The following is an 11,304-nucleotide window of genomic DNA, read 5'->3' as shown; positions in this document are numbered from 1 at the left end:
TAGCACCTCAACTGACCAGAAAAAAACAGGCGCGACTGCGGCAAGTACGCATAATATCGAATAAACTTAACAAACTTTACCAACGTCATGTTTCTTTGAGCGAGTTCGCACGTTAGCTTACTCCCGACTTGAAACAATGAGTGCGGCACGCGTCGTGACTTTTTTGAATGGATACTCGGGTGGTTTTATGAAGATTTTGCAAATCCCAGCGTCATTACGAGCAATGCTTGCAGGGACGGCCCTATTATTGCTGGCAGCCCCGGTGGTGGCGGTAGAACAAACGGCGAACGCGCCGCAGGTTGATGCGCGAGCCTGGATACTGATGGATTATGCCAGCGGCAAAGTGCTGGCAGAAGGCAACGCCGACGAGAAGCTCGATCCGGCCAGCCTGACCAAGCTGATGACCAGCTATGTGGTTGGACAGGCGCTGAAGGCTGGCAAAATCCACCTGACCGATATGGTCACCATCGGCAAAGACGCATGGGCTACCGGCAACCCGGTGCTGCGCGGCTCCTCGCTGATGTTCCTGAAGCCGGGCGATTTGGTCTCGGTTGAAGATCTGAACAAAGGCGTGATTATCCAGTCGGGCAACGACGCCAGTATTGCCATTGCCGACTACGTAGCGGGCAGCCAGGACTCCTTTGTTAGCCTGATGAACAACTACGCCCAGAAGCTGAACCTCGCCAGCACGACCTTCAAAACGGTACACGGTCTTGACGCGCCGGGGCAGTTCAGTACCGCCCGTGATATGGCGCTGCTGGGCCGGGCGCTGATCCACGACGTGCCGGAAGAGTACGCCATCCATAAAGAGAAAGAGTTCACCTTCAATAAAATCAAGCAGCCGAACCGCAACCGTCTGCTGTGGAGCTCTAACCTGAACGTGGACGGCATGAAAACCGGCACCACCGCCGGAGCGGGCTACAATCTGGTCTCCTCCGCCACCCAGGGTGACATGCGCCTGATTTCCGTTGTGCTGGGAACCAAAACCGACCGTATTCGCTTTAATGAAAGTGAAAAGCTGCTGATCTGGGGCTTCCGCTTCTTTGAAACGGTCACGCCGATCAAGCCGGATGCCACTTTCGTCACGCAACGAGTCTGGTTTGGTAACAGCAGCGAAGTGAAGTTGGGTGCGGGTGATGCGGGTTCAGTAACCATCCCGCGTGGGCAGCTGAAGAACCTGAGGGCGAGCTTTACCCTCGATCAGCCCCAGCTGACCGCACCGCTGAAGAAAGGGCAGGTCGTTGGCAAGATTAACTTCCAGCTCAACGATAAGGTCATTGAGCAGCGTCCGCTGATAGTCATGGAGGCCGTTGAAGAGGGCGGCTTCTTCAGCCGCATGTGGGACTTTGTGCTGATGAAATTTAACACCTGGTTCGGCAGCTGGTTCTCCTGATTACCACACCAGCCTGACAGCTTCCGCCGCGGCGTAATCCACAAACTCCGCGGCGGGTTTTTCATTGCTGATGATAGTATTAAAAGAGGAGAGCGGCCCCATGCAGGCCGGGCGTACCTTGCCGAATTTGCTTCCATCCACCACCAGCACTCGCTGCTGTGCCATAGACAACGCCCAGTGTTTGACGGGCAGCTCATCCAGGTTAAAACAGGTTGCCCCGTGGCGCGTGTGCAGCCCCGCCGCCGAGAAAAAGGCGACGTCCGGGCAGAGGTTGCTCAGGCACTCCTGAAAATTAATGGGTTTGAAAATTGCGTTGCTGGCGTGGAACTCGCCGCCGCTTAAAATTACCCGGCAGTTGGGCTTGTCATGGAGCGCCAGAAATGTGTTCAGCGAATAACAGACGCCGGTAAACGGCAGATCGCTATCCAGTGCCTCGATGATGTAGGGCGTCGTGGTACCGCAGTCGAAAAAAACGGTCTGATGCGGGCGGATCATGGCGGCGGCCAGGCGCGCGGCCTGACGCTTTTCTTCAACCTGGCGAGTCTTCTGATCGCTTAAAAGATAGTGGCTGACGGATGAACTGCGCGGTTCGAGTACGACGTAGCCGCCCAGCAGAACGACGGGGCCGGCCTCGCCGTTCAGATCGCGGCGAATAGTCATCTCCGACACGCCAAGCAGCAGTGCCGCATCTTTCAGGTGAATTTTATCGCTGCGTTTAAGCGCCTGAATCAGGCGTGTAATGCGTTCGTCGCGCCGGGTTTCCATAATGCCCTCTGAACAGTAAAGACCCGGCATTGCCGGGTCTTTAAAAGCGTAGGGCGGATAAACCTAAGCTATCCGCCGTTTGTGTTTGAGCAGATATTACCTGCCGATCGCCGCTTAGTCACGTATCCAGCCCTTGCGGATAAACAGCGCGAAGCAGAAGCGGTGCAGCTGATACAGGCGGCGGTAGATGTTCACGCCCCACTGGTTCCAGATCATCTGCGACCACAGGCATGAGCACAGGCCGACCAGCAGCCCGCCGAGCATGTCCATCGGCCAGTGGACGCCCAGATAAACCCGCGACCAGGCGATGACGCAGGCAATAGAAAAGAGCAGCACACCTGACCATAACCGGTGCCATAACAGGAAGGCGAGGGCGAAGGTGAAGATCACCGTGCCGTGGTCGCTTGGGTAGGAATCATCCGCCGCATGGTGCAGGAAGTTATAGCCAATGCCTTCTACGAAGGGACGATCGTGCGGGAAGATATGGCCGACAATCCAGGACAGCGACACGCTGATAATGATAGCCATTGAGGTTTTAATGACAACCTCGCGCTGGGCGGCGATCTGTCTGCGCTGGCCCCACAGCCAGAGAATAGCAATCAGCAGCGGGACGATATTAATCAGATCTTTGGCGATAAAAATCGCCAGCTTAATCGTCCACTCCGGCGAGCCCGGGGTGGCATTAATCAGTAAAAAGAGCGTCTGATTGAGGTGTTCCATCATAGCGATTCGGGTTCCTTAACCAGCAGAGTGGAGACGATGCCGTACACCACAACCTGCGTTAACCATACCCACCAACCTGCCCACAGGTTGTGGCTGAAAAAGTGTGCCCCGCGCATGACCTGACCATAGCCCATCACCAGCCCGAGGGCGGTACCGCCAGCGAAGCAACACCAGGCAAGCGCTGGACGCTCGCGGTAAAAAAGAAAAAACAGCGCCATAACCCCAAACCCGCTGGAAGCATGGCCGCCGGGGAAGCAGCGCCCTGGACCGCTGCCGTCCGGCACCTGGCCGAACAGCGGCCAGGAGAGTGCCTTGCCGCCGTATTCCACCAGATCCCACGGGCATGAGTGGTGGCTGGTGGCTTTCAGCACGCCCACCGTCAGTGCGCCAAGCCCGAACAGTGCCGCAACGGTGACTAAGCGCGGCTGGCGGCGAATCAGGCCGTAAAACAGGCCGATTACGGCCCCGGCGATGACGATATCCTTCAATAGCCGGTGGTTGATCAGATCCAGCAGCTGATTTTTTTGCAACGGGAAGCGATGGCTGGCAGCGTCGTACCAGTAGCCGGTCATCAGACGATCCAGCCCTTCATTGCGCGACAGCCAGGTAAACACCACGGCAAGCAGAAGCAGCCAGCAGAACTGGTAAAAGTAAAAGCGTGCTGGCAGGCGGTAAATCGGGTTTGTCTTAATTGCCCAATCTTTAGCGGATATAGGGAGTTTGTCCTGGATCGTCATGGCTGAACTATTCAAGGGAAAAGAGCAGCATACGCAGGCGATCTTAAGAAAACCTTAAACAAAAAACCGGTTGTGCTATATCCCGGTTTTTAACCCACAATTTACTATCCGCCGCGCGGGCAATTGATTAAACTGCGCGTGATTTTCGTTTCTTCAAGTCATTATCCTCTCGAGTTACTAATGCAAAATAACAAACGACTGGGTCGCCAGGCGCTGCTTTTCCCGCTGTGCCTGGTGCTCTATGAATTTTCGACCTATATCGGCAACGACATGATCCAGCCAGGCATGCTGGAGGTCGTTAAACAGTACAACGCGGGGATCGAATGGGTGCCAACGTCGATGACGGCTTATCTCGCAGGCGGCATGTTTTTACAGTGGCTGTTAGGGCCATTGTCTGACCGCATTGGCCGCCGCCCGGTGATGCTGACCGGCGTGGTCTGGTTTATTGTCACCTGTCTTGCCACCTTGCTCGCGCAAAACATTGAGCAGTTCACCTTCCTGCGCTTCCTGCAGGGGATAAGCCTGTGCTTTATCGGCGCTGTGGGCTACGCGGCGATTCAGGAGTCGTTCGAGGAGGCTGTCTGCATCAAGATTACCGCGCTGATGGCGAACGTGGCGCTGATCGCCCCTCTGCTAGGGCCGTTGGTGGGGGCGGCGTGGGTGCATTATGCGCCCTGGGAAACCATGTTTATTTTGTTCGCCCTCCTGGCAGCCTTTTCATTCTTTGGCCTGCACCGCGCGATGCCGGAAACCGCCACGCGTCTGGGCGAGAAGCTCTCCCTCAAAGACCTTGGGCATGACTACAAGCTGGTCCTGAAAAACGTCCGCTTTGTCGCCGGATCGCTGGCTATCGGCTTTGTCAGCCTGCCGCTGCTGGCATGGATTGCTCAATCGCCGGTAATTATCATCAGCGGTGAACAGCTCAGCACCTACGAATACGGTCTGCTGCAGGTGCCAATCTTCGGCGCGCTGATTCTGGGGAACCTGGTGCTGGCGCGCTTAACGTCGCGGCGCAGCGTGCGCTCGCTGATTATTATGGGCGGCTGGTGGATTGTGCCGGGCCTGATTGTGGCGGCGGCAGCGACCGTCGTCTCCAGCCATGCTTATCTGTGGATGACCGCAGGGCTTAGCCTGTACGCTTACGGGATTGGCCTTGCCAACGCAGGCCTGGTGCGCCTGACGCTGTTTGCAAGCCCGATGAGCAAGGGCACGGTGTCGGCGGCGATGGGCATGCTGCAGATGCTGATCTTTACGGTTGGGATTGAAGTCAGCAAGCACGCTTATCTCCACGGCGGCAGCGGGCTGTTCAGCCTGTTTAACCTGCTGGGCGGCGTGCTGTGGCTGGGGCTGATGGTGGTGTTTCTGAAGGATAAAAATGTGGGTAGCCGGACGGATGCATAAACCCGGTGAATGACGCTGACGTTTATCCACCCTACAATCACCCTGCTCATTGATAAAAAAATACCCCGGCTTGCCGGGGTATTTTGTTTTTACTTAACGGCCATGCCGGGCTGTGCGCCGCTGTCCGGGCTTAGCAGGAAGATATCCTTACCGCCAGGGCCTGCGGCCATCACCATGCCTTCGGAGATGCCGAAGCGCATTTTACGCGGCGCCAGGTTGACCACCATCATGGTCAGACGGCCCTCCAGCTTAGACGGGTCAGGGTAGGCAGAGCGGATGCCGGAGAAGACGTTGCGCTTCTCGCCGCCGATTTCCAGCGTCAGGCGCAGCAGCTTGTCGGAGCCTTCCACGAATTCAGCTTTCTCGATCAGCGCGATACGCAGGTCAACTTTTGCGAAGTCATCGAAAGTAATGGTCTCCCCAATCGGGTCGTCCGCCAGCGGGCCGGTTGCCGGGGCCGCTGCCGCCTTCACTTCTTCCTTCGATGCTTCAACCAGCGCCTCAACCTGTTTCATCTCGATGCGGTTGTACAGCGCCTTAAAGTTGTTCACCTTGTGGTTGAGCAACGGGGCGTTGATGCTGTCCCAGCTCAGCTCGCAGTGCAGGAAAGCTTCTGCGCGCTCGGCAAGCGTTGGCAGCACAGGTTTCAGCCAGGTCATCAGCACGCGGAACATATTGATGCCCATGGTGCAGATGCTTTGCAGGTCGGCGTCGCGGCCTTCCTGCTTAGCAACTACCCACGGTGCCTGTTCGTCAACGTAGCGGTTTGCCACGTCGGCAAGGGCCATGATTTCACGCACAGCGCGGCCAAACTCGCGGCTTTCCCACGCTTCGCCAATGCTTTGCGCCGCGTCGGTGAAGGTTTTATACAGCGCCGGGTCGGCAATCTCAGCGGACAGCTGACCGTCGAAGCGTTTGGCGATAAAGCCCGCGTTACGGGACGCCAGGTTGACCACCTTGTTGACGATGTCGCTGTTTACGCGCTGCACGAAATCTTCCAGATTCAGGTCGATATCGTCGATGCGGGAAGAGAGCTTCGCAGTGTAGTAATAGCGCAGACTGTCGGCGTCAAAATGGTTCAGCCAGGTACTGGCCTTGATGAAGGTGCCGCGGGACTTGGACATCTTCGCGCCGTTTACCGTTACATAGCCGTGCACGAACAGGTTAGTTGGCTTGCGGAAGCCACTGCCTTCCAGCATCGCCGGCCAGAACAGGCTGTGGAAGTAGACAATGTCTTTACCGATGAAGTGATACAGTTCGGTGGTGGAGTCTTTTTTCCAGTACTCGTCAAAGTTCAGGTCGTCGCGCTTGTCGCACAGGTTCTTGAAGGAGCCCATATAGCCGATCGGCGCGTCCAGCCAGACGTAGAAGTATTTGCCCGGCGCGTCCGGGATTTCAAAGCCGAAGTAAGGTGCATCGCGGGAGATATCCCACTGCTGCAGGCCAGACTCAAACCACTCCTGCATCTTGTTGGCTACCTGCTCCTGCAATGCGCCGGAGCGGGTCCAGGCCTGAAGCATTTCGCTAAACGAAGGCAGGTCGAAGAAGAAGTGTTCGGAATCACGCATTTCTGGGGTCGCGCCGGAGACCACGGACTTAGGCTCGATAAGCTCGGTTGGGCTGTAGGTCGCGCCACAGACTTCGCAGTTATCGCCGTACTGATCCGGTGATTTACACTTCGGACAGGTGCCTTTAACGAAGCGGTCCGGCAGGAACATGCCTTTTTCCGGATCGTAAAGCTGCGAAATGATACGGTTTTTAATAAAACCGTTCTCTTTCAGTCGGCCATAAATCAGCGACGCCAGCTCGCGGTTTTCATCGCTGTGCGTGGAGTGATAGTTGTCATAGCTGATGTTAAAGCCGGCGAAGTCCGTCTGATGCTCCTGGCTCATTTCGCCAATCATCTGCTCCGGGGTAATGCCTAACTGCTGGGCTTTCAGCATGATAGGGGTACCGTGGGCGTCGTCCGCACAGATGAAGTTGACCGTGTTGCCGCGCATTCGTTGGTAACGGACCCAGACGTCAGCCTGAATGTGCTCGAGCATGTGACCGAGGTGGATTGAGCCGTTAGCGTACGGGAGTGCGCACGTTACCAATAATTTTTTCGCGACATGAGCCATAGTAGGAATTGCATCTTCTAAAGAGAAAAGGGCTTTGATGTTAACCGAAAGCCCGCCCCGGGGTAAACCACACAAGGCGCACAAGGAAATTTTATCGCCCCAGGCGGCATCTGGTATGCTTAACAAACTGCAATAGTCGATAAAAAACATAAGGAGTCGGGATGAACTCTCAATCCCAGCCAGGTAAGTCCCCGGAGCAGCTGCGCGCCATGGTTGCCGGAACGCTGGCCAATTTTCAACACCCAACCCTGAAGCATAACCTCACCACACTCAAAGCACTGCACCACGTCGCGATGCTTGACGACACGCTGCACGTTGAGCTGCTGATGCCGTTCGTCTGGCGCAGCGGTTTCGAAGCGCTCCAGGAGCAGTGCAGCTCGGATCTGCTGCGTATCACCGGTGCGAAAGCCGTGGACTGGCAGCTCAGCCACAACATCGCCACCTTAAAGCGCGTAAAAAATCATCCGGGCATCGGCGGCGTGAAGAACATTATTGCCATCAGCTCCGGCAAGGGTGGGGTAGGTAAGTCGAGCACGGCGGTTAACCTGGCGCTGGCGCTGGCCGCAGAAGGTGCGAAGGTCGGTATTCTGGATGCGGATATTTATGGCCCGTCTATCCCGACCATGCTGGGCGCGGAGCACGAACGTCCCACTTCGCCGGACGGCACGCACATGACGCCGATTACCGCCCACGGGCTTGCCACTAACTCCATCGGTTATCTGGTGACAGACGAAAACGCCATGGTCTGGCGCGGCCCGATGGCCAGCAAGGCGCTGATGCAGATGCTGCAGGAAACCCTGTGGCCGGATCTGGATTATCTGGTGTTGGATATGCCACCGGGTACCGGCGATATCCAGCTGACGCTTGCGCAAAACATTCCTGTTACCGGTGCCGTGGTCGTTACCACGCCACAGGACATTGCGCTTATCGACGCCCGTAAAGGCATAGTGATGTTTGAGAAGGTGGATGTGCCGGTCCTCGGCATCGTCGAAAATATGAGCATGCACATCTGCAGCAATTGCGGACACCACGAGGCTATCTTCGGTACCGGCGGCGCGCAGAAACTGGCTGAGCAGTACCACACGTCGCTGCTGGGCCAGATGCCATTGCACATTACACTGCGTGAAGATTTGGATGCGGGCACGCCAACCGTGGTCAGCCGCCCTGACAGCGAATTCACCGCGATATATCGCGAACTGGCAGGCCGCGTAGCGGCGCAGCTCTACTGGCAGGGTGAAGTTATCCCAGCCGATATCGCTTTCCGGGCTGTTTAAATGTCCTCTTACCCTCTTCCTGGTGGAAGAGGGTGAATCACTTCCCTCCGCAAAAATGCTCCCTTAAAGAGAGTGGTTTATCCGTATGATTGGCTCTATACTTGTACCGTAAATAGTACATGTGAGGCAGCTATGCAGGTTATTACTTTTTCTGAGGCGCGTAATCGTCTTAAATCCGTGCTTGATGAAGTGGCGGATAACGCAGATATCACCGTCATCACGCGCAGGGATGCAGAGGATTCAGTCGTGATGTCGCTTGATTATTACAATTCACTAGTGGAAACCGTCCATTTGCTCAGTTCCCCAGCGAACGCCACGCGGCTGATGGAGTCCATAGCACAGGTACAGACTGGACAAATCTCAAGGAGAGAGATTATCGATGAAGACGAATAGGATGCTTGCATGGACCGACCACGCATGGGAAGACTATTTGTGGTGGCAAAGTCAGGACAAGAAAACGTTAAGGCGTATCAATAAACTGATAGAAGAGGCGCAGAGAACCCCTTTTTCAGGGCTGGGCAAGCCAGAGCCGCTTCGCGGTAATCTCAGCGGCTTCTGGTCCCGGCGCATCAATGATGCGGACCGCCTGGTCTACAGCGTTAACGACGAGCTGCTGATTATTATCCAGTGCCGCCTGCACTACTAATTCTGCGAACCACTCAAGAACCCGATATACTGCCCGCTTTTCGAGAGTTTGAACGAGAGATTTTCCACCATGATGAACAACGACGTATTACGCAGCGTGCGCTACATGCTGAACCTGAACAATGACGACATGGTGAAAATTTTCGCCCTGACGGATACCACGGTCACTACTGAACAAATCGTGACCTGGACCAAAAAGGAAGAAGAAGAGAACTTCAAGCTCTGCCCGGACATTCTGATGGCTAACTTCTTAAACGGCCTGATCTATTTTCGTCGCGGCAAAGACGAAAGCCGCCCTGCGCCAAAACTTGAGCGCAAGATGACCAACAACATTATCCTGAAAAAGCTGCGCATTGCCTTCGATCTGAAAAGTGATGACGTGCTGGACATTCTGACCTCGCAGGAATTCCGCATCTCCATGCCGGAGATTACTGCGATGATGCGTGCGCCGGAACACAAAAACTTCCGCGAGTGCGGCGACCAGTTCCTGCGCTACTTCCTGCGTGGTTTGACCGCACGAGTGCAGCCTAAAAAAGCTTAACCCCGCGCTTCGTTTTTCCGTTTTACGATATCCGCCATCACCGCCAGCGCAATCTCCGCTGGCGTTTTGCTGCCAAGTTTCAGGCCGATGGGTGCCTGAATTCGCTTGAGTTCTTCTCTGTTTAATTCCGCAATATTTTCCAGCCGTTGCAGGCGTTTTGCGCTGTTCTTCTGCGACCCCATCACGCCGATATAAAACGCAGGCGTGTTTACCGCCTCCATCATAGTAAGGTCGTCCATGCGTGGATCGTGGGTTAGCGCCACAATAGCGGTGTTGGCATGACAGTTCTGCTGCTCCAGATAGTTGGCCGGAAACTGTTTCAGCAGCATGACGCCGGGTTTGAGCTGCCCAGCAAAGTTTTCCAGTGCGTCCGGGCGGTTTTCACAGACCACAACCTCAAACCCCAGCGACTGAGCAAAGTCAGCGCAGTAGAGCGCCACGCTCGACAGGCCAGCGATAAACAACCGCGGTGCGGCGGCAACGTGAAGGGTGATCGCCTGCCCGTTAACGTCGACCTGAGTGATGTCAGCAAAATCGGTCACTTCCAGGTGCCTGCAGGGCTGCCCAACTTCGAGGCGCTTTTGCAGGGCGAAATGGCCGTTCAGCGCATCCAGCATCTTTGCCACATAAGTGGTGCTTGCCTCCCCGGCGGGTAAATATTCCACCAGAATATCCAGCACGCCGCCGCAGGGCAGCGCGATGCCGGGCGTCAGGCCGCCTTCACCGTAGCGAACAATCTGGCTGGCGGCCCGGTATTCGCCAGCGCCGATGCGTTGTAAAAAATCATCCTCAACGCAGCCGCCGGACAGCGAACCGCAGAAGCGTCCGTCCGCCGTTGCCGCCATCAGCGCGCCAGGCGAGCGCGGGGAGGAACCGTAGGTTCTGAGTACGGTACACAGCCAGACCGGCTGCAGTTCCAGCCAGCTAAGAGACTGGTTGAGCACGCTAATATCAAGATGTTGCATGGGCATTATTACTCGCTGAAGGCAGCTGCGACGGGAGATCGATATCCCGCAGAAAGTCTGAATCTTTTAATTCTATGAAATATAGCGGCTGGCCGCGCAAAAGTTCACGCGCGCCGTCGTCACCCGTTAGCTGACAAAGTTCTTTACGCCAGACGGAAGAGAAGCCAACCGGGTGGCCGGGTTGGTTATCTGCGCGAGGACGTACCAGAGCGTGTTGCCCTAGCGCATCGGCTATCTGTATGAAAACGGCAGGGGGGACAAACGGCATATCGGCAAGATGGACCAGCCAGCCGTGCCAGCTGTCCGTCGCCGCAACGCCTGCGGCAATGGATTCCCCGAGCCCTTCGCTCGCAACCAGGGTAAAGGGGATGCGCTGTGCGGAGCAGATCTGCTGGACGTGAAGGTTGTCTGGACGAGTCACCACATGTACCTCAAGACCGCTGGCACAGGCGTTACGCAGCGTCTGTTCAAACACGCAGCCCTTTGCCAGCGCAGCATTGAGCTTATGTCCGATTCCGCCGGCGAGGCTAAAGCGCGTACCCAGGCCCGCAGCGGCAATAATAATGCCTGGCTTCATGAGGATGTTTTCCTTCTCCGTAGTAATCAAATTTGTTTTTTTTATGAAAATGAGATGTTAATTGTCACAGGGTTTCACTTAAAAGCATATGCTTATAATCACTACGGAGATGCATTTTTAATCACCCTTCGGCAGCAAATAAAAAGACAATAATAGTTTTAAA

12 protein-coding genes are annotated in these 11,304 nt (G+C 55.7%); 6 read left to right on the top strand and 6 right to left on the bottom strand.

All coding sequences use genetic code 11. The features are described 5' to 3' along the window. Positions 1–187: 187 nt before the first annotated feature. On the top strand, positions 188–1,393 hold the full coding sequence (dacC, locus tag ACA108_14880; protein ID XEX94656.1) for a serine-type D-Ala-D-Ala carboxypeptidase: 1,206 nt from the start codon (positions 188–190) through the stop codon (positions 1,391–1,393). Here the strand turns inward: dacC and deoR are convergent, their stop codons facing one another. The 3 genes from deoR to ACA108_14865 all read right to left on the bottom strand — a co-directional run bounded on the left by deoR (position 1,394) and on the right by ACA108_14865 (position 3,618). Next, positions 1,394–2,158 (bottom strand): DNA-binding transcriptional repressor DeoR, encoded by a 765-nt coding sequence (deoR, locus tag ACA108_14875; protein ID XEX94655.1) that lies wholly within the window; start codon positions 2,156–2,158, stop codon positions 1,394–1,396. A 114-nt stretch (positions 2,159–2,272) separates the two neighbouring features. Beyond that, a complete protein-coding gene (gene ybjG / locus ACA108_14870; protein XEX94654.1) occupies positions 2,273–2,881 on the bottom strand; it encodes an undecaprenyl-diphosphate phosphatase in 609 nt (202 codons plus the stop codon). Then, positions 2,878–3,618, bottom strand: a complete 741-nt coding sequence (locus tag ACA108_14865; protein XEX94653.1) for a phosphatase PAP2 family protein — start codon at positions 3,616–3,618, stop codon at positions 2,878–2,880. Before ACA108_14865 ends, ybjG begins: the two co-directional genes overlap by 4 nt. 180 nt (positions 3,619–3,798) lie before the next feature. Between ACA108_14865 and ACA108_14860 the strand changes: the two genes are divergently transcribed. Beyond that, complete coding sequence (locus tag ACA108_14860; protein XEX94652.1) at positions 3,799–5,019, top strand: MFS transporter; 1,221 nt, start codon at positions 3,799–3,801, stop codon at positions 5,017–5,019. A gap of 89 nt (positions 5,020–5,108) precedes the next feature. Here the strand turns inward: ACA108_14860 and metG are convergent, their stop codons facing one another. Next, complete coding sequence (gene metG / locus ACA108_14855; GenBank protein ID XEX94651.1) at positions 5,109–7,139, bottom strand: methionine--tRNA ligase; 2,031 nt, start codon at positions 7,137–7,139, stop codon at positions 5,109–5,111. Between the two features lie 161 nt (positions 7,140–7,300). Between metG and apbC the strand changes: the two genes are divergently transcribed. The 4 genes from apbC (at position 7,301) to ACA108_14835 (ending at position 9,599) form a co-directional block, all read left to right on the top strand. Further along, on the top strand, positions 7,301–8,413 hold the full coding sequence (apbC, locus tag ACA108_14850) for an iron-sulfur cluster carrier protein ApbC (protein XEX94650.1): 1,113 nt from the start codon (positions 7,301–7,303) through the stop codon (positions 8,411–8,413). Positions 8,414–8,545: 132 nt separating this feature from the next. Continuing rightward, positions 8,546–8,806, top strand: a complete 261-nt coding sequence (locus ACA108_14845) for a type II toxin-antitoxin system Phd/YefM family antitoxin (GenBank protein XEX94649.1) — start codon at positions 8,546–8,548, stop codon at positions 8,804–8,806. Further along, on the top strand, positions 8,793–9,059 hold the full coding sequence (locus ACA108_14840) for a Txe/YoeB family addiction module toxin (protein XEX94648.1): 267 nt from the start codon (positions 8,793–8,795) through the stop codon (positions 9,057–9,059). The genes ACA108_14845 and ACA108_14840 overlap by 14 nt, the downstream gene beginning before the upstream one ends. A gap of 69 nt (positions 9,060–9,128) precedes the next feature. Next, complete coding sequence (locus tag ACA108_14835; protein XEX94647.1) at positions 9,129–9,599, top strand: DUF1456 family protein; 471 nt, start codon at positions 9,129–9,131, stop codon at positions 9,597–9,599. On the opposite strand, the gene ACA108_14830 is transcribed toward ACA108_14835, so the two are convergent. Further along, the gene (locus ACA108_14830; GenBank protein XEX94646.1) at positions 9,596–10,564 is read right to left on the bottom strand and encodes an XdhC family protein; all 969 of its coding nucleotides are present in this window, start codon (positions 10,562–10,564) and stop codon (positions 9,596–9,598) included. The two genes, ACA108_14835 and ACA108_14830, sit on opposite strands and share 4 nt — an antisense overlap. Beyond that, on the bottom strand, positions 10,551–11,141 hold the full coding sequence (locus ACA108_14825) for an NTP transferase domain-containing protein (GenBank protein ID XEX94645.1): 591 nt from the start codon (positions 11,139–11,141) through the stop codon (positions 10,551–10,553). The genes ACA108_14830 and ACA108_14825 overlap by 14 nt, the downstream gene beginning before the upstream one ends. Between the last annotated feature and the right edge of the window lie 163 nt (positions 11,142–11,304).

The organism is Dryocola sp. LX212, assembly GCA_041504365.1.
GTDB lineage: Bacteria > Pseudomonadota > Gammaproteobacteria > Enterobacterales > Enterobacteriaceae > Dryocola.
Note: the sequence above shows the minus strand (reverse complement) of the source record. Positions and strands in the feature narration are given on the sequence as shown.

Excerpts from the sequence above, each read along its gene's own strand:
- ACA108_14840 (XEX94648.1), top strand. The coding sequence starts at position 8,793 with ATGAAGACGAATAGGATGCTTGCATGGACCGACCACGCATGGGAAGAC.
- ybjG (XEX94654.1), bottom strand. The coding sequence starts at position 2,881 with ATGATGGAACACCTCAATCAGACGCTCTTTTTACTGATTAATGCCACC.
- ACA108_14845 (XEX94649.1), top strand. The coding sequence starts at position 8,546 with ATGCAGGTTATTACTTTTTCTGAGGCGCGTAATCGTCTTAAATCCGTG.
- dacC (XEX94656.1), top strand. The coding sequence starts at position 188 with ATGAAGATTTTGCAAATCCCAGCGTCATTACGAGCAATGCTTGCAGGG.
- apbC (XEX94650.1), top strand. The coding sequence starts at position 7,301 with ATGAACTCTCAATCCCAGCCAGGTAAGTCCCCGGAGCAGCTGCGCGCC.
- ACA108_14860 (XEX94652.1), top strand. The coding sequence starts at position 3,799 with ATGCAAAATAACAAACGACTGGGTCGCCAGGCGCTGCTTTTCCCGCTG.
- ACA108_14830 (XEX94646.1), bottom strand. The coding sequence starts at position 10,564 with ATGCAACATCTTGATATTAGCGTGCTCAACCAGTCTCTTAGCTGGCTG.
- ACA108_14865 (XEX94653.1), bottom strand. The coding sequence starts at position 3,618 with ATGACGATCCAGGACAAACTCCCTATATCCGCTAAAGATTGGGCAATT.
- ACA108_14835 (XEX94647.1), top strand. The coding sequence starts at position 9,129 with ATGATGAACAACGACGTATTACGCAGCGTGCGCTACATGCTGAACCTG.
- ACA108_14825 (XEX94645.1), bottom strand. The coding sequence starts at position 11,141 with ATGAAGCCAGGCATTATTATTGCCGCTGCGGGCCTGGGTACGCGCTTT.
- deoR (XEX94655.1), bottom strand. The coding sequence starts at position 2,158 with ATGGAAACCCGGCGCGACGAACGCATTACACGCCTGATTCAGGCGCTT.
- metG (XEX94651.1), bottom strand. The coding sequence starts at position 7,139 with ATGGCTCATGTCGCGAAAAAATTATTGGTAACGTGCGCACTCCCGTAC.